General features: G+C 39.0%; 36 protein-coding genes and 1 other RNA gene. 10 read left to right on the top strand and 27 right to left on the bottom strand.

Annotated features, from left to right (window positions below):
• The first annotated feature begins 43 nt into the window (after positions 1-43).
• Positions 44-1,300, top strand: coding sequence for an OprD family outer membrane porin (locus tag F928_RS09815; RefSeq protein WP_005074147.1), 1,257 nt, complete (start codon positions 44-46; stop codon positions 1,298-1,300).
• Positions 1,301-1,337: 37 nt separating this feature from the next.
• Here F928_RS09815 and F928_RS09810 read toward each other — a convergent pair whose 3' ends face one another.
• From F928_RS09810 to F928_RS09795, 4 genes are read right to left on the bottom strand one after another with little or no spacing between them, the layout of a single operon-like run.
• A complete protein-coding gene (locus tag F928_RS09810; protein WP_002120998.1) occupies positions 1,338-2,081 on the bottom strand; it encodes an SDR family oxidoreductase in 744 nt (247 codons plus the stop codon).
• A gap of 15 nt (positions 2,082-2,096) precedes the next feature.
• Positions 2,097-2,795: a histidine phosphatase family protein gene (locus F928_RS09805; RefSeq protein ID WP_002121108.1), complete on the bottom strand. Its 699-nt coding sequence runs from the start codon at positions 2,793-2,795 to the stop codon at positions 2,097-2,099.
• Positions 2,792-3,913, bottom strand: a complete 1,122-nt coding sequence (locus F928_RS09800) for a phosphotransferase family protein (protein WP_005074145.1) — start codon at positions 3,911-3,913, stop codon at positions 2,792-2,794. The genes F928_RS09805 and F928_RS09800 overlap by 4 nt, the downstream gene beginning before the upstream one ends.
• 17 nt (positions 3,914-3,930) lie before the next feature.
• Positions 3,931-5,172, bottom strand: a complete 1,242-nt coding sequence (locus tag F928_RS09795; protein WP_005074144.1) for an acyl-CoA dehydrogenase family protein — start codon at positions 5,170-5,172, stop codon at positions 3,931-3,933.
• Between the two features lie 89 nt (positions 5,173-5,261).
• Between F928_RS09795 and leuO the strand changes: the two genes are divergently transcribed.
• Both leuO and pcaU read left to right on the top strand, forming a co-directional pair.
• Entirely contained in the window at positions 5,262-6,182 is a 921-nt protein-coding gene (leuO, locus tag F928_RS09790; protein ID WP_002121073.1) for a LysR family transcriptional regulator, read from the top strand.
• Positions 6,183-6,224: 42 nt separating this feature from the next.
• Positions 6,225-7,037: an IclR family transcriptional regulator PcaU gene (gene pcaU / locus F928_RS09785; protein WP_002120879.1), complete on the top strand. Its 813-nt coding sequence runs from the start codon at positions 6,225-6,227 to the stop codon at positions 7,035-7,037.
• 94 nt (positions 7,038-7,131) lie between these two features.
• Here pcaU and F928_RS09780 read toward each other — a convergent pair whose 3' ends face one another.
• The 23 genes from F928_RS09780 to F928_RS09680 all read right to left on the bottom strand — a co-directional run bounded on the left by F928_RS09780 (position 7,132) and on the right by F928_RS09680 (position 19,481).
• Entirely contained in the window at positions 7,132-7,998 is an 867-nt protein-coding gene (locus F928_RS09780; RefSeq protein ID WP_002120908.1) for an MBL fold metallo-hydrolase, read from the bottom strand.
• 4 nt (positions 7,999-8,002) lie between these two features.
• Entirely contained in the window at positions 8,003-8,416 is a 414-nt protein-coding gene (locus F928_RS09775; protein ID WP_005074141.1) for a DUF6691 family protein, read from the bottom strand.
• A 4-nt stretch (positions 8,417-8,420) separates the two neighbouring features.
• A complete protein-coding gene (locus F928_RS09770; protein ID WP_005074138.1) occupies positions 8,421-8,834 on the bottom strand; it encodes a YeeE/YedE family protein in 414 nt (137 codons plus the stop codon).
• 135 nt (positions 8,835-8,969) lie between these two features.
• Positions 8,970-9,428 (bottom strand): DUF6438 domain-containing protein, encoded by a 459-nt coding sequence (locus F928_RS09765; protein WP_014206923.1) that lies wholly within the window; start codon positions 9,426-9,428, stop codon positions 8,970-8,972.
• 832 nt (positions 9,429-10,260) lie between these two features.
• Positions 10,261-10,710: a Mor transcription activator family protein gene (locus F928_RS09760; protein WP_005074137.1), complete on the bottom strand. Its 450-nt coding sequence runs from the start codon at positions 10,708-10,710 to the stop codon at positions 10,261-10,263.
• Positions 10,711-10,829: 119 nt separating this feature from the next.
• Positions 10,830-11,267, bottom strand: coding sequence for a gp16 family protein (locus F928_RS09755; RefSeq protein WP_005074136.1), 438 nt, complete (start codon positions 11,265-11,267; stop codon positions 10,830-10,832).
• Positions 11,264-11,476 (bottom strand): hypothetical protein, encoded by a 213-nt coding sequence (locus tag F928_RS09750; RefSeq protein ID WP_005074135.1) that lies wholly within the window; start codon positions 11,474-11,476, stop codon positions 11,264-11,266. The genes F928_RS09755 and F928_RS09750 overlap by 4 nt, the downstream gene beginning before the upstream one ends.
• Positions 11,470-11,757, bottom strand: a complete 288-nt coding sequence (locus F928_RS09745; RefSeq protein ID WP_005074133.1) for a hypothetical protein — start codon at positions 11,755-11,757, stop codon at positions 11,470-11,472. The genes F928_RS09750 and F928_RS09745 overlap by 7 nt, the downstream gene beginning before the upstream one ends.
• Before the next feature lie 61 nt (positions 11,758-11,818).
• A complete protein-coding gene (locus F928_RS09740) occupies positions 11,819-12,136 on the bottom strand; it encodes a hypothetical protein (protein WP_005074131.1) in 318 nt (105 codons plus the stop codon).
• A 5-nt stretch (positions 12,137-12,141) separates the two neighbouring features.
• An RNA gene (locus F928_RS21930) (hammerhead ribozyme type II) lies at positions 12,142-12,210 on the bottom strand.
• Positions 12,209-12,418, bottom strand: coding sequence for a hypothetical protein (locus F928_RS09735; protein WP_005074127.1), 210 nt, complete (start codon positions 12,416-12,418; stop codon positions 12,209-12,211). Before F928_RS09735 ends, F928_RS21930 begins: the two co-directional genes overlap by 2 nt.
• 11 nt (positions 12,419-12,429) lie before the next feature.
• The gene (locus tag F928_RS09730) at positions 12,430-12,609 is read right to left on the bottom strand and encodes a hypothetical protein (RefSeq protein ID WP_005074125.1); all 180 of its coding nucleotides are present in this window, start codon (positions 12,607-12,609) and stop codon (positions 12,430-12,432) included.
• Positions 12,609-12,881 carry an HU family DNA-binding protein gene (locus tag F928_RS09725; RefSeq protein ID WP_005074123.1) on the bottom strand — a complete coding sequence of 91 codons (273 nt, stop codon included), beginning with the start codon at positions 12,879-12,881 and terminating at the stop codon, positions 12,609-12,611. The genes F928_RS09730 and F928_RS09725 overlap by 1 nt, the downstream gene beginning before the upstream one ends.
• 17 nt (positions 12,882-12,898) lie before the next feature.
• The gene (locus F928_RS09720; protein ID WP_005074120.1) at positions 12,899-13,516 is read right to left on the bottom strand and encodes a DUF3164 family protein; all 618 of its coding nucleotides are present in this window, start codon (positions 13,514-13,516) and stop codon (positions 12,899-12,901) included.
• On the bottom strand, positions 13,509-14,192 hold the full coding sequence (locus tag F928_RS09715; RefSeq protein WP_005074118.1) for a DUF2752 domain-containing protein: 684 nt from the start codon (positions 14,190-14,192) through the stop codon (positions 13,509-13,511). Before F928_RS09715 ends, F928_RS09720 begins: the two co-directional genes overlap by 8 nt.
• A complete protein-coding gene (locus F928_RS09710) occupies positions 14,193-14,429 on the bottom strand; it encodes a hypothetical protein (protein WP_005074116.1) in 237 nt (78 codons plus the stop codon). It abuts the gene before it with no gap.
• Positions 14,426-14,644, bottom strand: a complete 219-nt coding sequence (locus F928_RS09705) for a TraR/DksA family transcriptional regulator (RefSeq protein WP_000752926.1) — start codon at positions 14,642-14,644, stop codon at positions 14,426-14,428. Before F928_RS09705 ends, F928_RS09710 begins: the two co-directional genes overlap by 4 nt.
• Before the next feature lie 190 nt (positions 14,645-14,834).
• Positions 14,835-16,112, bottom strand: a complete 1,278-nt coding sequence (locus F928_RS09700) for an ExeA family protein (protein WP_005074113.1) — start codon at positions 16,110-16,112, stop codon at positions 14,835-14,837.
• 9 nt (positions 16,113-16,121) lie between these two features.
• The gene (locus F928_RS09695) at positions 16,122-17,873 is read right to left on the bottom strand and encodes a DDE-type integrase/transposase/recombinase (RefSeq protein ID WP_005074110.1); all 1,752 of its coding nucleotides are present in this window, start codon (positions 17,871-17,873) and stop codon (positions 16,122-16,124) included.
• A gap of 2 nt (positions 17,874-17,875) precedes the next feature.
• Positions 17,876-18,760, bottom strand: coding sequence for a DUF3102 domain-containing protein (locus F928_RS09690; protein WP_005074107.1), 885 nt, complete (start codon positions 18,758-18,760; stop codon positions 17,876-17,878).
• A gap of 12 nt (positions 18,761-18,772) precedes the next feature.
• On the bottom strand, positions 18,773-19,069 hold the full coding sequence (locus F928_RS09685; protein ID WP_005074106.1) for a MarR family transcriptional regulator: 297 nt from the start codon (positions 19,067-19,069) through the stop codon (positions 18,773-18,775).
• Positions 19,069-19,230: a hypothetical protein gene (locus F928_RS22445; protein ID WP_005074103.1), complete on the bottom strand. Its 162-nt coding sequence runs from the start codon at positions 19,228-19,230 to the stop codon at positions 19,069-19,071. The genes F928_RS09685 and F928_RS22445 overlap by 1 nt, the downstream gene beginning before the upstream one ends.
• 44 nt (positions 19,231-19,274) lie before the next feature.
• A complete protein-coding gene (locus F928_RS09680; protein WP_005074102.1) occupies positions 19,275-19,481 on the bottom strand; it encodes a DNA-binding protein in 207 nt (68 codons plus the stop codon).
• A 104-nt stretch (positions 19,482-19,585) separates the two neighbouring features.
• Here F928_RS09680 and F928_RS09675 point away from each other — a divergent pair, with 104 nt between their 5' ends.
• The 7 genes from F928_RS09675 (at position 19,586) to F928_RS09645 (ending at position 23,042) form a co-directional block, all read left to right on the top strand.
• Complete coding sequence (locus F928_RS09675; protein ID WP_228681180.1) at positions 19,586-20,050, top strand: helix-turn-helix domain-containing protein; 465 nt, start codon at positions 19,586-19,588, stop codon at positions 20,048-20,050.
• 17 nt (positions 20,051-20,067) lie between these two features.
• Positions 20,068-20,832 (top strand): hypothetical protein, encoded by a 765-nt coding sequence (locus F928_RS09670; RefSeq protein WP_005074098.1) that lies wholly within the window; start codon positions 20,068-20,070, stop codon positions 20,830-20,832.
• A complete protein-coding gene (locus F928_RS09665) occupies positions 20,829-21,458 on the top strand; it encodes a hypothetical protein (RefSeq protein WP_005074097.1) in 630 nt (209 codons plus the stop codon). The genes F928_RS09670 and F928_RS09665 overlap by 4 nt, the downstream gene beginning before the upstream one ends.
• Positions 21,459-21,536: 78 nt before the next feature.
• Positions 21,537-22,037 (top strand): glycoside hydrolase family 108 protein, encoded by a 501-nt coding sequence (locus F928_RS09660; RefSeq protein ID WP_005074094.1) that lies wholly within the window; start codon positions 21,537-21,539, stop codon positions 22,035-22,037.
• Positions 22,034-22,393 carry a DUF7940 domain-containing protein gene (locus F928_RS09655; protein ID WP_005074091.1) on the top strand — a complete coding sequence of 120 codons (360 nt, stop codon included), beginning with the start codon at positions 22,034-22,036 and terminating at the stop codon, positions 22,391-22,393. The genes F928_RS09660 and F928_RS09655 overlap by 4 nt, the downstream gene beginning before the upstream one ends.
• On the top strand, positions 22,390-22,734 hold the full coding sequence (locus tag F928_RS09650) for a hypothetical protein (RefSeq protein ID WP_005074089.1): 345 nt from the start codon (positions 22,390-22,392) through the stop codon (positions 22,732-22,734). Before F928_RS09655 ends, F928_RS09650 begins: the two co-directional genes overlap by 4 nt.
• Positions 22,731-23,042, top strand: coding sequence for a hypothetical protein (locus tag F928_RS09645; RefSeq protein WP_000006949.1), 312 nt, complete (start codon positions 22,731-22,733; stop codon positions 23,040-23,042). Before F928_RS09650 ends, F928_RS09645 begins: the two co-directional genes overlap by 4 nt.
• The last annotated feature ends 6 nt before the right edge of the window (positions 23,043-23,048 follow it).

Raw genomic sequence — 23,048 nt, 5'->3', positions numbered from 1 at the left:
TTACGTAGTGCCGAGGACTGGCGCATCTTTTTGGAAATGGATTATGGAATTATTTCACCGTTTTAAACCACGCACTTTAGCTGTTGCCACTTTAATACTTATGTGTAGCAACTCATGGGCCGCAAATCCAAATCAGCAAACTGAAGATGAATGGAAATTCACTTTAAAAAATGCCTACATTAACCGTGATTTTGATAATGATGCACTCAAAGACACTGGTAGTTGGTCTCAGGCAGCGTCATTATTTTATAAATCGAAAATGCATGACACCCCGTTAGTCATTGCAGACAAGCCAATCACGATTGGGGCTGATGCTTCTGTTCAATACGCCGTGCGCTTAAGTTCAGACAAACATGTTGCGGATACAGTTTTGCCTTTTAATAAAGAAACACAATCTCAAGCCTCTGACTTCTTAAAATACGGTGCGACTTTAAAGCTGGGTTATGACAAAACTCTTTTAAGTGTCGGTGAACTCTGGCTAGATTTACCTGTAACTGCCGTAGATGCTAGTCGTCAGTTACTCACTTCGTATTGGGGAACCAACCTAAAGTCACAACTTTCAGACCAACTCTACGCAGAAATTGGTCGGGTTGAAAAAGTATCTCCACGAAATGAAGAAGACTTTAAAAAGTTTTCTTTCACATCAAATGGGGTTACTAAAGAATCTGATGGTTTGAACTACATTGACCTGCGCTATCAATTCACGCCGTCTTTAAAGGGTGAATATTACTTCGGTAATTTAGAAGATCTGTATAACAAACACTATGTAGGACTGGAACATACGTGGAAGCAACCAAGTTTTGCTCTGACCTCTAAGTTTAAATACTTTAATGCAAAAGATGATGGCAATACTTTTGATATTGATGCGCAGAACATCGGGGTGCTAGAAACGCTCAAAGTAAAAAACCATACCTTTGGCTTGGGCTACCAACAAATTATTGGTGAATCAGCTTACCCATTACCAGATGGTTTCTTACCAGAAACTTATTTTATTAACTGGAATGCTACGGGCTTCTTTAAAGAAGATGAAAAGTCTTACCATGTCATGTACGGCTATGACTTTAAAGATTATGTTCCGGGCCTAAATGCGATGGTGAAATATGTTTACGGACATGACTTTAAAGCTGCCAATGGTGAAAAAAACCATGAAACCGAATCGAATGTGATTTTAAACTACGCATTTCAGCAACCGTTCCTAAAAGGCGTGGCCCTGCAATATATTCGTATTGATTACAATGTAAAACATGGCAATGACTTTGGCGAAGACCGTTTATTCGTCAATTACACCAAAAAATTCTAAATAAAAATTACCCCCTAAAACTTAGGGGGTAATTTTTTTATCCTAATTTATTGACCAACTTTAATGGTAAAACCTTCATAACAATACTCATGGGTAACCATGGCCACTGTGGCACATAAGCTTTTACAGGTTGTTTTTCGATAGCTTTTACTAAAGCTTTACATCCTGTTTTGGCGTCAACTTCAAAAGGTAAATGTTTAGCACCTTCATTCATTTCAGTTCGGATGTAACCTGGGAAAATGGTTGAGACTTTAATTGGAGTATCTAGTAATTCAGCACGAATACCCTCGGCCAAGTGAGCAACTGCAGCTTTACTTGCCGCATAAGTCGATAAATGTTTTGGTAATCCACGCATCGCACTCATGGATGACATCATCACCAAATGACCAGCGTTTTGCTCTCTAAAAATTTCAGTCGCCGCCTCACACTGTGCTAAGGCAGAGATAAAGTTTGTTTCAGCTGTGGCTCTGTTAATTTCAAAATTACCTTTACCAATACGACGGCCATTGCCTACTCCGGCATTTACAATAATTCGGTCTAAATAGCCAAATTCTTGTTTAAAGGCACGAAATACTTCAAAAACCTGATCGTAATTAGTTACGTCCAGACTTTTTGCAATGACTTTTATACCGTACTCATTTTCAAGTTCGGTTTTTAAAGTCTCTAATCGGTCTAAACGGCGTGCACAAATCGCCAAGTTATAACCTTTCGCTGCAAATTCATGCGCCATACCTGCGCCTAATCCAGAACTTGCGCCTGTAATTAAAATCGTCTTTGCCATGCTTTTATCCTTATTTTAAATCCATGTCAGTAAATCTGGACGCTTAGCTTTTATAAAATGATGTTCATTTAAACTTAAAACCTGAGCTTCATTTCCAATCAAACGCAAAGTCGTGAGACTTGTATTCGTGATTGCCCAATTCAACGCAAAAGTTCGATTAGGGCTAAGTTCAAGCAGCTTGCCAATTGCTACAGAAATCACTCCACCAGAGGTAAAAACAACTGCATAGCGAGGTTCGGTTTTTGCTAACTCATCACAAAGTTGCTGCAACGCCGTTTCGACTCTTTCTTTAAAGTGTGGCCAAGACTCATCATATTCATGATGAAAGTCACCATCTGTCCATCGTCCAATGGCACCTTCGAATATTTTGGCAAGATATGCGCGTGGATTCTGTTCTTGTGCTACGTCAGCTTTTAACAGTTCAGGCTGTTCAAAACGCGGTTCATAACGGGCAAAAACCTGTTGATGGTTAAACTCATTCCATAAATTATTATGATGAATCACCGCATCTGGAAAGCATTCATCAAGTGCGAGCTTTGCAGTCTGCTCATGACGCTGCATAGTTCCAGCAACCACATACGGTTGTTCTTTCAATATTTGCTTAAAATAACGACCTAACAAAGTCGCCTGAGCCTCGCCATTTTCAGACAGCTCATCATAGTTACTTTTACCAAATGATGCCTGTCCATGTCTTACCAGATAAATTGTGGTCATCTTCTTAAAATACCCTGTATTTTCTGTAGAGATTGCTGAGCAAATTCAGATTCTTGCAATTTTTGCTGTGCGATAAGTTTTAAAGCTCGGATATGTAGCGCATGAATCACGATCCAGAAATCTTTAAATGCAGGATTTCGGGTTTGTTTATGGTAATAACGGTAATAGATTTGCTGGGCAATCACTGCTAAACGGAATACACCGAAGACTTCATAAAAAGCCCAGTTCTGAGGCTCCAATCCTGTTTTCTGCAAATAATAGTCAACGACTTCTTTTCGTGAGAACATTCCCTTTAAGTGAGTCGGCTGACGGCGCGTCGATCTAAAAATCATGTTATCCGTTGGCTCAACCCAATAGGCCAAAGCACTGCCTAAATCCATTAATGGATCACCCAAAGTTGCCATTTCCCAATCGAGCACACCAATCACTTCTGTTGGATGTTCTGGATCTAAAATCACATTATCAAAACGCCAATCATTGTGAATAATACAAGTCGTAGAATCTTGAGGGATATTATCGTTTAGCCATTTTCGAACATATTTAAATGAAGGAACGTTAATTGTGCGGACTTTTTCATAGCGCTTATCCCAACCTTCAACTTGTCTACGGCAATATCCCGCACCTTTGCCTAATTCAGCTAAAGGCGTGTTCTCATAAGGTACTTGATGTAGCTCAATCAGCTTATCAATAACATTTACACAAAGCTCATGAACATCTTCTTCATTAAAGCCAAGCTCAGGCGGTAATTTTGCACGAGCAATAATACCTTCAATGCGTTCCATGACATAAAAATCACAGCCAATGACCGATTCATCCTGACAAAGTGCAACCATTTTAGGAAGCACTGGATAATAAGGCGCAAGATTTTTCTGCACCATATATTCACGGGCCATATCGTGGGCTGACTTCGCTTTTGTTCCTTTTGGGGGACGTCGCAAAATTAAATCGGTATTTTCATATTTTAAACGATAAGTCCAATTCGACGCCCCGCCCGTATATTGAGTAACAACTGCTGGGCCAACCAGCTCAACCCCTTGGTTCTTTAACCAGTTTTCAACTGCCCCAATATCAAGTTCTTCACCTTCACGTACTTCACCGCCTACATCAATTACCGACATATTCACTTCCTTTAAACTTATACTTTCTTATGACGACCATAACCACGTTTGGCCAACTCTAATTTGGCAATCATGCCTTTATGTACTTCATCTGGACCATCAGCTAAACGTAAACTGCGTGCTTGGGCAAAGAAACCCGTTAATGGCGTATCTCTTGAAACGCCTGCACCGCCATGTAGCTGAATCGCCATGTCGACTACTTTTTCTAAAACACTCGGAGCGACTACTTTAATTGCAGATATTTCTGTTAAAGCAGCCATATTCCCTAAAGTATCCATTTTATAAGCAGCATACAAGGTTAAAAGTCTGGCTTGATCTATGGCGACTCGAGCATCAGCCACGCGTTCGAGGTTTCCACCGAGTTTTAAAATTTCTTTGCCAAACGCCGTTCTAGACATGCCTCTATCAATCATGAGTTCTAGCGCTTTTTCAGCAGCGCCAATACAACGCATGCAATGGTGAATACGTCCTGGCCCTAAACGCCCTTGTGCAATTTCAAAACCTTGCCCCGCTCCGCCAATAAAGTTTTCGAGAGGCACTCGAACATTATTAAAATGAACTTCACCGTGTCCATGCGGTGCATCGTAGTCACCAAACACAGGTAACATACGTTGAATTTCGACACCTGCGGTATCAATCGGTACTAAAACCATAGAGTGTTGATGATGACGGTCTTTGGTTTCATCTGGGGTATGCGCCATAAAAATAATGACTTTGGCATTTGGATCACCTAAACCAGAAGACCACCATTTTTTGCCATTTAAAACAATTTCATTACCATCGATGAGTGCAGTCGCTTGCATATTGGTTGCATCGCTTGACGCAACATCTGGTTCAGTCATACAAAAAACAGAGCGAATTTTTCCGTCCAATAAAGGCTGTAACCATTGTTGTTTTTGCTGTTCACTGCCATAGCGCCATAACACCTCCATATTTCCCGTATCTGGTGCATTACAGTTAAAAACGGTAGGTGCCAATAAGCTGCGGCCAGTCAATTCAGCAATATGCGCATATTCTTGAACAGTTAACCCAGCACCCAACTTTTCATCGGGTAAAAACATATTCCAAAGACCGGCTTGTTTAGCTTTAGTTTTCAGAGTTTCTAACAGTTCAGGCCACTGCCATTTTTTCCAGTTCCCATCTGGATTTAACTCATGAACCTCTTCCCAAAATTTTGCTTCGATAGGTTCTATTTCTTCTAAAATAAATTTTCTTGTTCGCTCAGCAAAATCTTGAGCTTTCTTTGAAAGTTCAAACATTCTTTTTTCCTTCACATCATTATCTGGTCTTTACATCAACATAACTTGAAACTTAATATGAATGAAATGATTTTATTAAATAACACCTCATGAATAATATTCATAACCTGCATGGCCTAGACCTAAGCTTTTTTCACCGAATCGATATCAATTTATATCCACTATTTATTGCGATTTATGAGCAAAAAAGTATTTCAAACGCGGCAAGTAGCCTTAATATTACGCAGTCAGCAGCAAGTCATGCTTTGCAGCGTTTACGTCAGCAACTTGAAGATGATGTATTTATACGTGTAGGCAATAAAATGTCTGCCACTCCTTTTGCCGAGCAGATTTACCCAACTGTTAAGCAAGCACTTTTAACGATTCAAAATATTAGCCAACAGAAACATGTTTTTGATCCAACCAGTTTAAAAAGCTTAAAAATCGCCGTGCATGATGAAATTGAGCCGATTATTCTTCCAAGACTGGCTCAACATTTTCAAAATCTTAATTTAGATTTGCAGTTTGTGAGTATGAAGCTAGATCGAAAACATATTATGGCGGACTTGGCGACACAACAGCTCGATTTCGTGATTGACCTAGAACAATACTTATCTCCAAAAATTACCTTTGATCATTTGGTAACAGATGAGTTTGTCATTTGCAGCCAACTTAAAGAAGTCGATTTAGCTAGTTATATCAGTGGTCGGCACATTGGTGTTTCGTCACGCCGTACGGGCGCTTTACTTGAAGATATTTATTTAAACCAACACCAAAAAATTTCAAGAAATGTATTTATGCGCTGTCAAAACTATTCAACGGCGTTACAAGTTTTAGGAGCCCAAGCCGACGCAATACTCACCATGCCTCGAATGATTTTGCAGCATTTGTCTTATAGTCATGAAATTTGCTTACATTCTCTGCCTTTTGAGATAACCAACATTAAAATGGGTATGTTTTGGCACGAAGATTTAAGGGATAATTTAAGACATCAATTTCTGCGACATGAAATTATTAAACTTTTTCAGTAAAGCAAATTGATCTACTAAGCTTCTATCGTACAAGGATCAGTAATGAGTAAAGATGAACGGATAATCCAGAATCAGGACAACAAAAAAACGATTCGTCATGAAGATTACATTGCTGGTATTGGTAAAGGCATGGCGATTTTAGATAGCTTTAGTAGTAATCAACATCGTTTAAACATTTCTATGGCTGCTGAAAAAACTGGGCTTACCCGAGCAGCAGCAAGACGTCATTTATTAACTTTAGAATATTTAGGTTATCTTGAGTCAGATGGTCACTATTACTATTTAACTCCGAAAGTTCTTAAATTTTCAGGAGCTTATTTAGGTGCAGCCCAGCTTCCGAAAGTATCTCAGCCTTTATTAAATCTGTTAACTAACCAAACTTCTCTCATTTATTCGGTGATGGTACTTGATGGTTATGAAGCCATTACTATTGCTCGTAGTGCGGCCCACCAACAAACTGACCGTGTAAATCCATACGGCTTACACTTAGGTAACCGTCTGCCTGCTCATGCGACATCTGCGGGTAAAATTTTACTGGCACATTTAAGCCAAGAAGAACAATTGGACTGGCTCCAAAAATATCCTCTTCAGCGTTTAACTAAATATACGCATGTCGAAAATGATAAATTTTTAGAGTTACTACAAGAGATTCGAGAACAAGATTGGTGTTATTCGCGTGAAGAACACGAATTAGGAGTTCATGCACTCGCCGTACCAATTTATGGACAAGACTTTAAAGTGGTTGCAGCTTTAAATATTGTTTCTCCAACTATGAAAACAACTGAAGAATATTTAATTCAACATATTCTGCCGCTATTGCAAGAGACTTCGCGGGATTTAAGACAAGTTCTTTAAATCTTGCTTAGGCTATTTCGACAGGGTAAATTTTATTGTTTGCTTAGGCTATTTGAATAGATAGAACGATCGCGGATGAATGCTTAGGCTATTTCTAAAAATAATTAAACGGAATTTTCAAATAACGGATCCCATTCGCTTCAGGTTCTGGAAAATTTCCACCATTCATATTAATTTGAATTGAAGGCAAAATTAATTTTGGCATTGCCAAAGTAGCATCTCTTTTTTGACGCATTTTGATAAATGATTCTTTAGAAACTCGTCGATTTAAATGAATATTGCTTTGCTTTTGAGTTTTTATATCTGTTTGACAGACATATTCATCACGACCTTCGGGCTTATAGTCATGGCATAAAAACATGCGCATATTGTCGGGAAGTGTATAAAGTTTTTGTACCGAATCATAAAGCTCAGCAGCACTTCCTTTAGGAAAGTCGCATCTGGCCGAACCATAATCAGGCATAAATAAAGTATCACCGACAAAAACAGCATCGGCAATCACATAGCTTAAGCAAGCGGGTGTATGCCCTGGTGTAGGAATGTTATAGGCTTCTATCTCCCCTATTTTGAAATGTTCATAATCTTCAAACAAATAATCAAAAGGTTGATTTTCATTGAATTTCTTAAAGTCAAAATTATAAATAGCCGAAAATGTTTCTTGTACTACCGAGATTTTTTGACTAATCGCAATTGTACCGCCCAATTTAGATTTTAAATATTGAGCCGCAGTCATATGGTCCGCATGTACATGGGTTTCTAAAATCCATTGTACTTTAAAGTTTTGCGCCAAGACATAATCGACGATCAGATCAGCATTGGATGTTTTTGTAGTGGCCGATGCGGCATCGTAATCAAGCACGCTATCAATAATAGCGCATTGAAGAGTCGCTAAATCCGCAACAACATAGCTAAAAGTATTGGTGTTTTCATCAAAAAAATCTTTTACTAGAGGTTGTTGCATAGGCTTAATTTCCTTTATTTAAAATTCGGTAAATAAACATTCCTAATAACATTGCGACAATAAAATAAAGCGCTTCAAAATGCCCTAATCCAATCAGAGTTAAAGCGGGCGCTGGACATATACCTGCTATTCCCCAGCCTATACCGAAAATAAAAGCACCAACAATTAACCTTTGGTCAATCTGTGTATTCGTTGGTAATTGAATTTGTTCATTAAAGAGTGTTTTAGGAGTTTTTATAGCCTTTTGAAATGGAATAAATGCCACAGCAATAGCACCTAACATTACAAACATTAAGCTAATATCCCACTGCCCAAAAATATCTAAAAAAGCTAATACCTTTTCTGGATTAGACATGCCAGAGATCATTAAACCTAATGAAAATAAGCTACCAAATAAAAAAGCAAAAATGTTTTTCATAGGATTACCCCATCACATGACGAATGATATAAACCGTTAACATGCCAGCAAACATAAAAACTGCTGTCGCTATCATCGAGCGTTTTGATAACCTGCTCATACCACAAATACCATGACCGCTTGTACAACCCGACCCTAACCGTGTTCCAAAGCCTACAAGTACACCTGCTAGAATAAGTGCAAATGTATTAGCTTTAATTTCAATTTCAGGCTGATAAAAATAACCATATATGAAAGGTGTAATCACGAGTCCCGCAATAAACCAGAATGCCGAACTCTTAAAGGTGTCTTTAGTAGGATTGATGACTTGAGCAAGCAAACCACTGATTCCGGCTATACGGCCATTTATATATAAATACCCAACTGTTGCGATGCCTAGTAATAAACCACCAAAAAAGGTATAGACAATATTTGACATATAACCACTCTTAACAATATATGTTTTTATAATCTGTATTATACGCTGATTCTTTTAGAAATACTTAATATAAAACTTTTGAGTTTATAATTCTTCTTAACAAGAAAAAGCCCCAAGATTTTGGGGCTTTTGTCATTAAATTAGATCTTTAATGCCTAATTGTTCAGGTAACTTTTCCATAACCTTATTCAATCTATTATTTGCTGGAGAGATACAACCTGTGTAATGGCTTAATTTAGTTTCTGTGCCATTAGGTTGAATCCAAGTAATGTAATAGCTAGACATGTCGGTCGCTGTTTGCTGGCAACCCGCAGTTTTTGATTGTGTACCTGTTTCAGGGCGATAAGTTTTTAGATCATCTGCAAGTTTTTTATAATCTTTAACGCTACCTTGAATTTCTTTAACACCTATAGCTTTAGTGTATTGTTTACCTTCAAAGCGAATTAAACCTGTAGGTGTTACTTCTACAGAATAAATCGGACATGCGCCAAAACATGGGCTAGAAGCATAGCGGATTGTCTCTTGTGTATTCGGTGCTTGCTGAACAGAAGCACAACCCATCAAAGCTAAACCAGATAAAGTTGCAAGAACCAAAAATCTCATTACATCACCTATTATTATCAAGTGGCTTTAATTTATCAAATCATACACTTCTTGTCATTAAAGACTATTTTTTGTGATTTTATTCATTATTTAACTTTTAATTTTGCTTAGGCTATTGAGCAAGATAAAAACATTTTCTTTCACCCATAAAAAAAGGCCCATCTTTCGATGAGCCTTAAGCCATAAAAGCTTAAATTCCTGAAATACAAATTATTACTGGATAGTAATAATCTGCGTCGACCATTCTAGCGCAACCCAATAAATTATATAAATATAATATAAGTATATATTTAAGCTCGTTTTTCCAACAAAAAACACCTTATTTTTAAGGTTTAAAACTTAATAATGTTTATTTTTAATTAAAATTCACAATGTTAAGTTAAACAAAACTTAATAAAAGTTAAGGTTTTATTTATAGGTAAAAAATCCTAAGGAACTGGTCAATAGTTAAGCTATATCTAGCGTTCAGGCTGAATTGACCATAAGACTATTTCAAGTTTAGCAACAACATCAAGCACTTTTTTACTATTTGGTAAAGCTATCTAGTTAAAAATATAGAATTTACTTTTACTCTTTTATATAAAAAATATATTAAAGGATAAGGCAAAAGAGAAATACTCTCTTTTGCCTTTCTTAATTATTGTTCTAAGCTATAAGCGATCACATAATCACCATGATCAGGTGTGATACCTAATAATATAAATATATAAGAGTAATGAGATAATTGTGGGATTTTGTGGGATAAGATGGGACTAAGTGGGATGAGATTTGAAAAGATTTTTCATACAGTGAAATAGAAAAAGCGGGCTTTGGAGTCCGCTTTTTATTCGAATAAATCCAGATTCTGGTCTAAATGGAATTTAAGCTTTTCTTCGCCATTTACGATACTGCGGATTGTTCTGATAGTCACGCCAAATTTACGGGCTATCTTTGAGCGACTTTCTTTTTTTGCAGCCATTTCACGGATCGTTCTGTTACGCATGGCAATCGTGATTGTTGTCGCCATAGGCACTTCTATTGAGTTATTCCCTAAATGCTCTGAGAGCAGCTGTAGCTTTGAATAACCGATAATCTGTGAAAGCTCATGATGAATGCCTAGAGCGTGCTTGTGGGGTACAAAAACTAAGATGCCACCATAGCTCTCAATAAGGCTCAAAGCTGGTTTTATACCGATAAGCTTCGCCACAAATGCAAAGTTTTTTGGCATAAGTGCAATGAGTTCTTCATCAGAAAATAGTTGTTGTGCATCAGTGATGTGAGGACGATAAACCATAATTGCTCCCGCTGTTATCCCATGTTAAGATTTAGCAGTCTTATGATTTATCTCCTCTTACTTTCGTCGGTGGGTGGAATTGAAAACCTCAGTGTTGGCGCACTGGGGTTTTTACTTTCTTATTGTTCTGTTCTTTCAATGCCGCAACGTTTGCACCATTGTCGTAAGTGATTAATGATCATGTCTGCGTGATGACTGCTCATAAATTGCAAGGCACTCACACCAACTCTTTTCTCTACAAATTTTGCTAAAGCTTTTTCGCTACTATTTCTGACTTGACCAGCTTCATGAAGCTGTAACCATAAATGGCGGATTAATTTACTTTGGTCATCATTAGCTAAATTTTTAACTCCAGATTTATTTTTTGATTCAATCTCAAAGCCAAGTTGTTTAAAGCGATCTAGCACAGTTTCAAGCTGTGCTAGGTTCAAATCTTTTGAACTGGTTTTACCAGTAGTACTAGTAAGAATGTCGCGGTAAAGCTCATCATCTAATTTAAGATTTGTTTTGCCCACATGAATTAGCTTGATCAGATTAGCTTTCTTATTGAATTTCATAGCAACACTCCAGAACGGATAATTGCCTCTATCAAGCCACCTAGACCACAAAGAGCGATTAGAATGGCAATGCCTGCTTTTATCGTGTAGGCACGTTTCTCAAAAATGGTTAAACCCAAGCTATTACGTGTTATCCAAGCCAATTTTGCTTCTTTGAAACAGCTTCCTAATCCGATGAAGAAAATAACGAAATAAGCAATGATCAACATTGTGGTTTCTCCTTCGGAATCTTAAATGAAAATACAAGCTTCCATATTTGCTGTACGGCTTCAGACATAACTTTGGCATCAGGTTCTTCATAGCCAAATGAATTAATAAATGTTCCGTGATTAGGTGTATAAAATCCTTCCTTCTTGCACCATTCAAAATATGCATTTGCAACTTGAATCGACTTTACTTGGAAAGCAAAGGTAGCCTTTTTATGATGCACCTCAGCACGATGCTCAAAGATTTTTTTTGCTTCTTCATCTGTCAGCCTCATAGTTTTCATGAAACCTCTCCCAAACTTTCCACCACGTCTGGTGGTAACTTTTCCAAATCCTCAATGTTGATCATTTAATTTCCTCAACTTCACAATCTGTAATATGTAAATCTTGTCTATTGAAGAAAGTGGAGTTAGCTGGAATACCTGTCATACCTTTTTTCCAGTCAGCTACTACATAGCCGAAAACATCCCAATTTCCATTTTCACCACCGTTTAAAACCAATTCAGCGGCATATTTATAGAGGTCATCTTGAGTCTTGAAATCTTCATAGCCACAGGCTTTGATGCCATCAATATCTTGTTGTGATAACTCTTTAAATTCCTCTGGTAGCTCAATTTCAATTTGAGCCTCTATAGTGATAGTTACTAATTTTTTCATACCCATATTCTTCTCCGCTGCTCATCAGTACTGGATCACGACATCCAGCAGACACGGGCACTCATGCCCGTGTTTCGCTTATTTCAAATATTCCTGTTCAGGTTGGTATGTAGCTTTTTCATCGTTTGAAACTGGTTTGGCTTCCCATGTGCTTTCAAAAAAAGTTTGCTGATTTGCTTCCATCGTGTCTGAGATTTCAGAAGCAATTTCGAGCGCATGGGCAAGGTCGTCAGCCTCAACAACGTGTTCTTTGACATAGATATTTGAAACTTCAACTTTAAACTTCATTCTGTTCTCGCTTATGCTTCGAGTGTATTTAAGGCTTGATCAATCGCTTTTTGCTGAACTGTGTCTCTTGCAATGCGCTGGTTAGAACTATTCAACACGTGGTACTCGAAATATCCGCAAAGGTTGAATTTCCGAACAACTCTTAGTCCTTTCTTCTCAAGAACATCCAAGTGATTTACTTTTGTTGCCATTACTTAATAGCCTCTTTTAGTGCCTTTCCTGCCTTGAATGAAGGTGCTTTTGCAGCTGCAATTTGAATTTCTTCACCCGTTTTAGGGTTACGGCCAGTACGCGCAGCGCGCTCTTTTACGGTAAAAGTTCCGAAGCCAATCCAAGAAACACTTCCGCCTTCAGCTAAAGCCGCAGCGATTGCATCTTCTACCGCTTGTAGTGCTGCTGCTGCTTGTGATTTAGTTAATTCAGCGTCCATTGCGATGTTTGCGATTAAGTCAGATTTATTCATGTTTAAAAGTTCCTGTTTTAAGAAATAGATGCGATGTCTAGAGATAGCGGTAAGTAACCACCAGTAGCGTCATCGCGGGTGTAAAAACGTAAGTAGGCTTTGCTGCCAATAATGTTGATGCTGTCTGAAATGGCTTGCATTGCTTGCTTCCATTTCGGGTGGTTGATTTCAATGCGTTTTAATCCAAGTACTTTGGTTGTGCTGATGTCTCCCTTTTTGTCCACGTGGAATGCGTTATTAATGATGACTTTGATTTCGTCACGGCTGCCTTCAGTCCATTCTTCAAGGCACTCATCAATGAGTTGTTTTGCAGCTTGCAGACGCTCATCAAAGCTGATGTTTTCCGCGATATTGCGTTGGATTTTCAAACGTCCGTCATAGGTCATGAGTGTTACGTTGCCTTTATTGCCACCAACTTTTGCACCGTATTGGTCGGTAGAAATTTGGATAAAGCTGGCAATATCAGCAAAGCCTTCAATTTTGAACTCCTTTAAAAGGTCATGGATTTCTTTCGCTTTCTCATGAAGTTTGCGAACCGTTTGGTCGCGCAATTTGTCAATTTCTTTGACATTGGCTTCTGGTACAAATGCACCTGAAGCGTTTTCCCAATAACCTTCTGTAATAGGCTTATTCATGTGTTGCTCCTTGTTCTGATTCAATTTCCGCAGCCTTAAGGCGTTGGTAACACTGTTCTAAAGTTTCATCTGGCTGCTTGTTTTGAGAGACATGCGCCATAAGTTGTTCTTTGGGAATGTTCTTCAGCCCGCGCTCAGGTTGCTTCTCATTCATATGGATAAAGCCCATCATTTCGGTAACGCTTGTATTTGGGCGTGTGAATTTTTGACGGTCATGTTGAGCCTGATCAGCTGCACGTTCAGCTTCAGTTTTTGCACGTGTTGGAGTTGGTGTGCGTTCGACTGGAGCTGGCGCATTTTCTGGCTTGAATGAACTGATCACTTCATACAGATAGCCGTGATTTTTTAATGGCAACTGCAATTTGCCTTGGTCGCGACGCTCAAGCATGGTGTTGATTGCCCAGATCCAAGCAGCTTTAGGAGCTGGGTAACTTTGATGACCACGTTTTATCTGTTGAGCGTTAACATCTGGTGCAATTTCGCCAAGTAACTTAGCTGTACGATCAAAAGTAAGTTCACGATTTTGAGGGCGGAACATTCCCAAATACTTGACCAGTGGCGTAGCTAAATCACCAACCAGATTTAGTGAAGCAACAAAAGCTTTGCTGGCTTCACCATGCCCTAATAGGGCATCTAGGCTGTTTGTTGCTCCGCAAGCTGGGCATCTAGTTCTCATTTAGTGACTCCCAACAAGTCGCAACAATGCGTTGTGGATTGCCTTGATAATTAGGCAAGCACAGTCTTCACCAGAATCCCCTTGTAAGGCTTCTTGGTACAGTTCAAAAAATTCAGGATCATCAGAAATTTTCTGAAGCTGTTCCCATGTAAGTTCATTGGGAATAACCGCATGTTTGTTATCAACTAACTTATTTAAGTCTTTGTTGAAGTGCTGGCGTTTCTGTTTGATGTTCATAGACCACCTCGAAAATGCTTAGATTTGCTTTCAACTGCTGTTTGACAGTCAATGCAAAGCTTTACGTTGCCTAGAGCGCGACGACGTTCTGGAATTTCTGCACCACAGTCTTCACATTCATAGTTGCTGACTTGGTCAAAGTGTTTAATGTTGGCAAGTGCATGGTCTAAATCCTGTTCAGACAATGTGCTTGCAACATCTGCGAAATCAGCCATCTCAACCTCCGAAAATTTTGCTTAATGCGTTAAAACCAGCACATGCAACGACCATGATCGTGATGCAAACCATGCCAATGACGTATTCCTTATCCATTGCAACCTCCTAATACAGCCATCACCACAGCAACCCCAAAGGCCCAGAGCGAAAAGCTCACAGTCAGTACATTTCTTAAATTAAAATTCATGCTTAAACCCCCATCACGATGTCGCGGGTGATAACGTCCTCGCCAATTTCCGCTGCGAGGTTCATTGAACTGGTAATCAAGTTGCCAATGGCAAGTGGATATAAAAGTGAGCGTGTGGTTTTGCCAGCGCTATTGATATGAGTTAGGCGGTCAACAATTGCTTGAATACCGTCTTCAGTGATGATCGACTCCAGCTTTTTATCAACGCTTTTTACTCGGTGTTGTAAGTACTCAACCAATGAAGTATTTGTTAAAGGTTCAAGTGTCACGCTCTCACAGCGTTGAACAACTTCACGAACTGCGGGATTACGCTCACTTAATTTGTTTGCAAGTTCTGGCTGACCAATTAAGACGATTCCAATTAGTTTTTTGTAGCCATCTTCTAATTCAAAGAAACGCTTTAATTGTTTTAGAGTGGCAATTGGCAAGCTGTGAGCTTCTTCGATCACTAATAAATGGCTATAACCAGCTTCGCTTGAATTTTTTAAAATCGTATGAACTTGGCGAAAACGACCCTCGGCAGAAATGCGTGGTTTTTCTTGACCAGCACTGACCGTATTAATAATTGCTTCAGCAATATGGCTTGATTTAAGTGTCTTACCTTTAATGTCATTATCTTCAGTTGCAATGACGTATGGTTCGATAATTAAAATTGGTAATTTTTCACGACGAATACGGTCTAAAAGGTCGCGTCGTAAAGTCGATTTACCTGAACCCGACTCACCAGAAATTGCAATGAATCCGCCATGTTTTGCTGTTTGATATAGTGCTTGACGCACATAGTTGATATCGCTGTTCAAAAACAGTTCTTCAACTGCGCGAACTTCATTTGTAAAAGGGTTATCAAACAAGCCAAACAGTTTTTTAGCTTGTGGAGTCAACGACTGTTTTGCGAGCAACATGGCTTGTTCGTCCTCATTTAAAAGTTCATTAATTTGTTTGTTTCCATGTCGTGCTACTAATGCGCGATACACATGGTCTAGTTCTCTTTCACTTGCTGCTTCTGAGCCAAGTCGTTCGAGAAGTGTTTTTTGCGGTGGTGCATCAAACATTTCGTTGAATGCGTCATCAATTTCTGTCTCGCTAATCTTTGCGTTGATCAAGAACTCTTTAAAACGGGCTTTCACAAACTCAGTATTCTTCTTCGGCCATCTCAGGCAGTTGATGATGATGTTGATCGATGACGCGCTTAGCTGTACGTATCGAGCTAAGTCAGCTTGTATAATTCCGTTGTCTAAAATTAGATCCTTGAGTTTTGTCGAGCAGTCTTTTTGTTTCATGGTTGCTCCTTAACCGACAACGCGAAGTTGTGGTCGTTGTTGTGGAAGTTCTTGTTCAGCCTTGATTGCTTCAGCAATTTCACGTACTGCATCGGCAGGGACTAAACCATCTGGATAAGATTTTTTGAGGGCTTTGTAGTGATCCGTGGTCCACAGGTCACCGATTAAGCCTCGGATTTCTTTTGCTGCTTCTACTGTTGAAATAGGTGCAGATTCACGACGTTGTTTTGGTGTTGTGACTTGCTCACCAGCACGTTTGATGTAAGTCGGAACTTCAACCGCTGTAACGTCTGCCATAGCATTGAGCTGGCCTTCATAGGCTGGTTTCTTCTTGGCAATTGCTTTGTCAACTTGTTCCAGCGTGTCAGCGCCATAGGCGTTCTTGAGAATGCGTTTACGGTTTTCATCAATTGCGCTTTGAGGCATTGATTTGATTTCTTCACCAATAACAGCCGCATCATTCCCAAAACCGACCCAATCAACTTGCAGTGGTTCACATGTGAAAATGACTTCATTGCCATGCTGATCCTTGGTCAATACATCGATGCATGGCGCACGGTATGGATTGACAACAATTTGCAATTTAGCTTTCGGATAAACCCCATCAACATGGCGAACGTCATAGTCTTGTGAGCCATAGCCCTGAATGGCATGACTAACGGTAAGGTTGGCTTTTACTGTTTTTTCAACTGGTACTGTGCTGATAAGTTCTCGGCATAATTCCATCGGTGGAGCAATGCGTAATTGTTCAGGCTTAATGGTTTGCCATACAGCATTACGGCTGCGCTTAGTACGGCTATGAATTTTGGTTTCATTCCAGTACATGCGCCAATCAGCTGCTTTCGCATTTAGTTCTTGGATGTTGTTGATCTGCATGAAACGCAGACGGCCTTCAAACTGTGTTTCAACAATATTTTGAGCGTTTTCAACTTGACCTTTTGCTTGTGAATTACCAGTTGCATGGGCCATAAACATTACATCAAGGCGTTCAAGTAAATTCCTGAACAATCCGCTGGTGTTGGCACAACCTTTGTCTGTGTAGAGGATGTTTGGCACACCGTGCATAGGTTCTTGAGCTGAGCGTTTTTGAATAGCGTTTAAGAAAATCTCAATTAAGTTTTCAGAGCTTTCACTTCCGTACACGTACTCAACATAAATTGAACCTGAATAGTGGTCGGTCATGACATAGCGAATCACACGATCATTTTCGATTTTCTTCACATTGGCAGGTTTGTTCTTGTAGAACTTTTTCTCATCCATGACTTGCATACCACCTCGCGGGAGGTAGAACAAAACACAGACAGATGCATCGACTTGCCAAACATGGTTCGGGTGTAGCGATTTTTGCTGTGTATGTGCCGATGGTGTTGCTAACTGTTTTGGATGGCACATGTTTTGTTTCATGATGCGTGAAACAGTTGCCGCTGATACTTTTGGCGCTTTACCATCTGCAATGAGCATTTCAAGTGCTGTTGTTACTGGTAAAGTTTTTTTGCCATTGGCACGTGTTGCCACATGCACCATGCCACCAATCATTTCAGCTACTTCAGTTGGTACTACTGTTTTGCCTTTGTCAGAGCGTTGTTTGCGTTCAGATTTAAAACCTACTTTTTCAAGTTCACGGTAAAGTTGCGGTTTGCTAAGACTTAAAAAGTCACAAGCAGTTTTAACAATCGCAGCTTTCCCACCAAACTCAGCAGCAGTAAGTTTGGCTGCAATCTCACGCAAATAATCTTGTTTTGCTAAGTTTGGATTTGTCATGATTACTGCTCCACGTTTGTTGCATCAAATGCAGCAGCGTCTTGATCCGCAGGTAACCATGCTGGGTTTACCATCGTTTCAAAATCAATTTGAATTCCTAGCTCAACACTAGTTTGGGCAATCTGTTGAAATGCGCTGATTACGAGGGCTTCAAGTTGCTCTTGGATGTTGTAAAGGCCATGCTCGTTGATGGTGTCTAAAACTGAGTTGACCGTATTTTTAAAACGCACTGTGTCGTTGTGCATTGTTAAACATGCGGTGTTGGCTTCTTCTAAAGCTTTAGCTGCAATTAGTTGCTCTTCGGATTCAGCGCGTTTTTTGATTTGAACAGGACTCTGGAGCTTTGTGAGCTTTGCATCTAGTTCGTTAATCTTTTGGTCTTTCTTTTGGAGGAGTAAGTCACCAGCTTCTTTGTCAGCTTTAATTTTGCGAAGTTCATCTTTTAATTCGCGTACTGACATAGTTTCAATGCTGTCTAAAGAAACCTCACCAATGCTTCCACCTTGTTCGATGACTTGTATTTCATCGTCATCTAGCGTCACAAGCTCAAGCAACTTTGTTTGATTTCCAGCTTTCTGCAAAAGCGAACTCGAATTCGTTTTTGAGAATTTCAACACCGCTGACATAAATTTTTGTGCCATACGTGGGGTGAAATTCAACATCTCAACGCGCTTATTAAACTCACCATGCGGTGTAATCTCTTTTAAGATTAATAAGCGCTTGCCAAGCTCCATCACTGCTTCAACAGTACGTTGTTGGAAAAAGCGAATTTCATCTTCCAATACACCAACAGTTAAAGCTCCTTCATAACCAAGTTGCGTTGCTAAACCTGCAACAGCCTTTGTATGATTTTGAATTTCAACTTCAGTGACTACTTCATTGCTCATAACGAAACCTTATTAAAACTGTGTGTTAAGACGTTGGTTGTATTCATTAATTCGTGCTTGAACACGGTCATATTCTTCTTTACAAGCTGTTGCAAATTTGACCGCCTTCACACTTGGGGCATAGTTGCCGTTGTCACGTTTTTCTGCCCAACCATCCGCTTCAAGGGTTTGGAGTGCGCGAGTAATAAATACAGGTGTTTCTTTCAAGCTTTCAGAAAGCTGTTTATTGCTAAGGCCGAAAACGTAATGACCGCGTAGCGCGAATAAAACACGTAGAACTTTCTCTGCTGATTTATTTGTTGCTGACATTAGTGACCATCTCCTAAGCTGTGTTTGGGTAATACAAGTTCATCTCGGAGGATTTGGTTGTCTTGCTCTGCCATTGCCCATCCAACAAAGCTAAAACTCATACAAAAAATCAGCACATAAATGATGATTAGCACTTCGTTAACTTTTCTTTTTGGTCCCATATCTTTTCCCTTGTGCAAAAGTGTGCAAAAATGTGCACATTAGGTTAAGCAGTGATATTTTTCTCACTGTTTGGTTTTATGCCAAGTTGGACAGCGATTTGATGACCTTTTCCACGCTTACATTTGGCTTGACCATTCAAAACCTTATATACATCTTGTGGGGTGTAACCATGTTGAATAGCCCAATCAGTAACGGTTTCACCTGTTTTCTCAAACTGGGCTTTGACTTGAGCTGGAGTTTTAATCGTCATAAATTTGACCCTCTAATTTGTGCGATTTAATTCGATTTAAGTTGAACCTTGGACTTTATAATTGCTCAATATTTTGAGCATGTCAATAATGGATGATCATTATTTTGAACAATTTTAATGAAAGATTGCGCGCGGAAGTAGATAGAATTGGAGTTAGTCAGTTATCAAGAGACTTAGGAATTGCTCGTAATACACTTTATAATTGGTGTGAAAAAGGAAATATACCTTTAGATAAGTTGCTGCTTTTAAAAGATTATGGCCTTGATGTTGATTACATTATTACAGGTCAAAAAGTAGTCCCACTAGTAAGCCCAGAAGCGCTAATCATTGCTCAAAAATATGAGCAATCAACTACTGAAATAAAAAATAAAGTTTTGATGTTGTTATTAAGTGGTGAGGATGCGACAAAAAATGTCGTAACTGAGATTTCCAACACTGGAAATGGCACCCAATATAATGCTAAAAAACAAACTGTTAATAATGCTCCAGTCACCCAGAATAAAACCAAAGTAAAAGTTGGTAAGCAACGGGGTGATATCGTGAATGGAGATAAGCATGTAGCCAAATAGCTGGGAGGAATTAAGGTATGAAAAATATGGGCGATGATGAAAAAAACATTAAAATCCATAAAATTTTAGGGGATGTTGTTGGTAAAGAAGGTGTGACAGAGATCAATAAGCTCAAGGGTGATTTAGTTCAGGGTAATAAGTATTTAATTAAAAATGGTAAAGAAGCTCCTCCACAAGATCATCCTAACGGAAGAGATTGCCCTCAATGTGAAGGCTGGACTTGGAAACGTACGAGAGAATGTGTTCATTGTGGATGTGATATCTTTGCCCTAGATGATGAAGCTGACTTGAAACGGCAACAGGAAATCCAAAAACAACAAGAAGAATTAAAAAGAAATCAGGCAATTCAAAGACAAAGAGAGCTTGATATTCAAGAGCAGTTAAGGATCCAGCGTGAATTAGAAGTTCTTGAAGAGTTGAAAAAACAGAATAAAAAAGAACCGCAAACCTTGTGGGATGTCAGTTCAAATGAGCTTCTAAAAGAACATGAACATTGCAAGAAACAGAAAATGGATGTTTATTCCAATAGGTTTATACCTTTTGCCATAACTATATGTGGGTTTGGTATTTCAATTTATTTAATAATTACCTTGGTTCTTCCTAATATGTTTGTATTAAAACATACGGACTGGTATTGGATTTACGCAGTTATTTTTGGATCAGTTTTTCCATCAGCGCTTTGGTTAAATAAAGTTAGAACAAGAGATGATAAATTGGTTGCTTACTATAAAGAACGTATCGAACTCATTGTACATATTTTAAGAATTCGTGGTGATTTATGAATAAGGATTTCGAATGGTTAAAATGGGTTGGTCTTTTTTCTGTTATTAGTATTATAGGTGCAGTACTTTATTTTATTCCTAATAAAAAAGTTACTTCCCCCACAATTGAGCAGACATCAACGACCTTTAAAGAAGAACAATCTGTTGTCCACGATACTCAAGAACCTCTTGCACGATCATATAGTGAAGTTGTATTTGGGCTAAAATCTGAAGTTGGTGATGCCGTAAATGAAGTTCCTCCAGTTACATTATATGTTGCTGATTTAATGGCAGCTAGAAATGTAAAATGGGATGAGTTGAATCAGATTAGTACTACGTCATACGGCAAAGTAATGAAAGATATTCAGGAAGAAGCTCTTAAACTTTTATGTTCAAATGGTGTAGTAACAGAGATTTATGGGTTCAATAGTCAGCAAGGAAATAAGTTTTATGAAGCTGGGATTTTGGATGATAGTGGCAAGGTTTACAGAGTTGTTGCAATAGGTTCATCTGGTAATATTGAAGCAGAAAGTAGAGTGAAATTTTGTGGTCAGGTTACTGGTAGATTGCATTTTAATAATGCAATTGGTGGAACAACTACCGTACCTTTTTTAGTTGGGATGTTTGATTTACCTGCCAATAAATAAACCAAGCGGAAGCATTTCCGCCTGATAAAAAAATAGTTCAGATAGCAACATAGCCTCATCATTTGATGGGGTTTTTTTGTGAACAAAACTTTTCAAACAGCACTAAATCGAGTGCTTCAGCATGAGGGCGGATATGTAAATCATCCCTCTGATCCTGGTGGTGAAACCAATTACGGCATTACAAAAAGCGTTGCCCGTCAGTATGGTTATAAGGGTTCTATGAAAGATATCCCAATGGATATTGTTGAGAAGATTTATAAAAACCAATACTGGGATGCAATGAGTTGTGACAGTTTCCCATTCTCTGTTGGTTTCCAACTTTTTGATGCAGCTGTTAATCATGGCCTGCTTAATGCTCGAAAACTTTTACAACGTGCAGTCGGTGTGGAAGATGATGGCATTGTTGGTTCTTTAACTTTAGCAGCTGTTCGTAAGCAACCACAGTTTGCTTTAATCAGTTTATTCAACTCCAAGCGTATTGAATTCTATACAAAGATTTCAACTTTCAATGCCTTCGGCAAAGGCTGGATGGCACGTGTAGCGGTGAACTTGAAATATGCTGCGGAGGATATGTTATGAGCCAATGGAAGCGTAATTTCCGACGTCAGCTAGCCAAAAGTCAAAATGGTTTGTTGAATCAAAATAAACCTGTTGATTCACAATATATTCAAGGTGTTGCAGTAAAGCTCAAAAAGCGCTGGATTGTAGAAAATTGGCGTAGTGGTTGGTTGTGGTTGTCGAACTGGTTCTTTGCATTAATTGCATATATTCAATTATATGGCGTGCCACCAGAATTGATTCAATTACTCCCGTTAGCAACTCAGAAAGATGTAACAGCTACTTTGGCTGTCTTGGGCTTTTTTACTCGTTTTATTGATCAAAACCGTGCCAAGCCTTTGCCACCTGCATCTGATACGGCTAAGGAGGATGCATGACAATTGAGCTTGAACCATATCAGGTGTTTTTAGTTCTAACGGCTGTGTTAAGCGCAGTCGCTGGAATGATCAGAATCATGGGCAGCCAGATTAATAAAAACATTCAGCAAAACTTCGAATCAACAAATCAGAAGATTGAGGAAGTGTCACGTCAGGCAATTAAAGGGCAAGAAGAAGTTCGTGAGCTTGAGCGTAAATTTCTTGAGTTTAAAGCTGATATGCCTTTCCGCTACATTGCCCGTGATGACTATATTCGTGGTCAAACCGTTATTGAAGCCAAGCTGGATGCTGTAGCAGAAAAGCTTGAAAAAGTTCAGATTAAGCAAGGAATTAACCTATGAGTTTTGATCTTCAAAAAATCCGTCGTGAAGGTATGCGTTGGCATTTACTGAATGCCTTAGATAAAGCTCGTCCACTTGGTGCATTGGATACATTATTGCTTGATGTAATGCGTGCCTTATACGCTGATACGACCCCACAAGAATTACATGTTCAACTGGACTATCTAGAAGAACGTAAGCTGGTTGAAATTAAAAAGCAGCCTGATGGACATTGGCATGCAAAGCTTGATCGTTTAGGGATTGATATCGTTGAGTACACCATTGATTGCCAAGCTGGGATTGCCCGTCCAGAAAAGTACTGGAACTGAGGTGAC

It is taken from the genome of Acinetobacter pittii ATCC 19004 = CIP 70.29 (assembly GCF_000369045.1).
Classification (GTDB): Bacteria; Pseudomonadota; Gammaproteobacteria; order Pseudomonadales; family Moraxellaceae; genus Acinetobacter; species Acinetobacter pittii.
Note: the sequence above shows the minus strand (reverse complement) of the source record. Positions and strands in the feature narration are given on the sequence as shown.

Bases quoted from the DNA above. Each gene is read 5' to 3' on its own strand.
- F928_RS09695 (WP_005074110.1), bottom strand. From the start codon at position 17,873: ATGACAAATCCAAACTTAGCAAAACAAGATTATTTGCGTGAGATTGCA.
- F928_RS09760 (WP_005074137.1), bottom strand. From the start codon at position 10,710: ATGGTTTATCGTCCTCACATCACTGATGCACAACAACTATTTTCTGAT.
- F928_RS22445 (WP_005074103.1), bottom strand. From the start codon at position 19,230: ATGGGACCAAAAAGAAAAGTTAACGAAGTGCTAATCATCATTTATGTG.
- F928_RS09795 (WP_005074144.1), bottom strand. From the start codon at position 5,172: ATGTTTGAACTTTCAAAGAAAGCTCAAGATTTTGCTGAGCGAACAAGA.
- F928_RS09730 (WP_005074125.1), bottom strand. From the start codon at position 12,609: ATGGCAACAAAAGTAAATCACTTGGATGTTCTTGAGAAGAAAGGACTA.
- leuO (WP_002121073.1), top strand. From the start codon at position 5,262: ATGAATAATATTCATAACCTGCATGGCCTAGACCTAAGCTTTTTTCAC.
- F928_RS09650 (WP_005074089.1), top strand. From the start codon at position 22,390: ATGACAATTGAGCTTGAACCATATCAGGTGTTTTTAGTTCTAACGGCT.
- F928_RS09810 (WP_002120998.1), bottom strand. From the start codon at position 2,081: ATGGCAAAGACGATTTTAATTACAGGCGCAAGTTCTGGATTAGGCGCA.
- F928_RS09645 (WP_000006949.1), top strand. From the start codon at position 22,731: ATGAGTTTTGATCTTCAAAAAATCCGTCGTGAAGGTATGCGTTGGCAT.
- F928_RS09805 (WP_002121108.1), bottom strand. From the start codon at position 2,795: ATGACCACAATTTATCTGGTAAGACATGGACAGGCATCATTTGGTAAA.
- F928_RS09700 (WP_005074113.1), bottom strand. From the start codon at position 16,112: ATGAAACAAAAAGACTGCTCGACAAAACTCAAGGATCTAATTTTAGAC.
- F928_RS09800 (WP_005074145.1), bottom strand. From the start codon at position 3,913: ATGTCGGTAATTGATGTAGGCGGTGAAGTACGTGAAGGTGAAGAACTT.
- F928_RS09725 (WP_005074123.1), bottom strand. From the start codon at position 12,881: ATGAATAAATCTGACTTAATCGCAAACATCGCAATGGACGCTGAATTA.
- F928_RS09745 (WP_005074133.1), bottom strand. From the start codon at position 11,757: ATGAAAACTATGAGGCTGACAGATGAAGAAGCAAAAAAAATCTTTGAG.
- F928_RS09690 (WP_005074107.1), bottom strand. From the start codon at position 18,760: ATGAGCAATGAAGTAGTCACTGAAGTTGAAATTCAAAATCATACAAAG.
- F928_RS09770 (WP_005074138.1), bottom strand. From the start codon at position 8,834: ATGTCAAATATTGTCTATACCTTTTTTGGTGGTTTATTACTAGGCATC.
- F928_RS09685 (WP_005074106.1), bottom strand. From the start codon at position 19,069: ATGTCAGCAACAAATAAATCAGCAGAGAAAGTTCTACGTGTTTTATTC.
- F928_RS09670 (WP_005074098.1), top strand. From the start codon at position 20,068: ATGAAAAATATGGGCGATGATGAAAAAAACATTAAAATCCATAAAATT.
- F928_RS09755 (WP_005074136.1), bottom strand. From the start codon at position 11,267: ATGAAATTCAATAAGAAAGCTAATCTGATCAAGCTAATTCATGTGGGC.
- F928_RS09655 (WP_005074091.1), top strand. From the start codon at position 22,034: ATGAGCCAATGGAAGCGTAATTTCCGACGTCAGCTAGCCAAAAGTCAA.
- F928_RS09815 (WP_005074147.1), top strand. From the start codon at position 44: ATGGAATTATTTCACCGTTTTAAACCACGCACTTTAGCTGTTGCCACT.
- F928_RS09775 (WP_005074141.1), bottom strand. From the start codon at position 8,416: ATGAAAAACATTTTTGCTTTTTTATTTGGTAGCTTATTTTCATTAGGT.
- F928_RS09705 (WP_000752926.1), bottom strand. From the start codon at position 14,644: ATGGCTGATTTCGCAGATGTTGCAAGCACATTGTCTGAACAGGATTTA.
- pcaU (WP_002120879.1), top strand. From the start codon at position 6,225: ATGAGTAAAGATGAACGGATAATCCAGAATCAGGACAACAAAAAAACG.
- F928_RS09665 (WP_005074097.1), top strand. From the start codon at position 20,829: ATGAATAAGGATTTCGAATGGTTAAAATGGGTTGGTCTTTTTTCTGTT.
- F928_RS09680 (WP_005074102.1), bottom strand. From the start codon at position 19,481: ATGACGATTAAAACTCCAGCTCAAGTCAAAGCCCAGTTTGAGAAAACA.
- F928_RS09740 (WP_005074131.1), bottom strand. From the start codon at position 12,136: ATGGGTATGAAAAAATTAGTAACTATCACTATAGAGGCTCAAATTGAA.
- F928_RS09735 (WP_005074127.1), bottom strand. From the start codon at position 12,418: ATGAAGTTTAAAGTTGAAGTTTCAAATATCTATGTCAAAGAACACGTT.
- F928_RS09720 (WP_005074120.1), bottom strand. From the start codon at position 13,516: ATGAATAAGCCTATTACAGAAGGTTATTGGGAAAACGCTTCAGGTGCA.
- F928_RS09750 (WP_005074135.1), bottom strand. From the start codon at position 11,476: ATGTTGATCATTGCTTATTTCGTTATTTTCTTCATCGGATTAGGAAGC.
- F928_RS09780 (WP_002120908.1), bottom strand. From the start codon at position 7,998: ATGCAACAACCTCTAGTAAAAGATTTTTTTGATGAAAACACCAATACT.
- F928_RS09715 (WP_005074118.1), bottom strand. From the start codon at position 14,192: ATGAGAACTAGATGCCCAGCTTGCGGAGCAACAAACAGCCTAGATGCC.
- F928_RS09710 (WP_005074116.1), bottom strand. From the start codon at position 14,429: ATGAACATCAAACAGAAACGCCAGCACTTCAACAAAGACTTAAATAAG.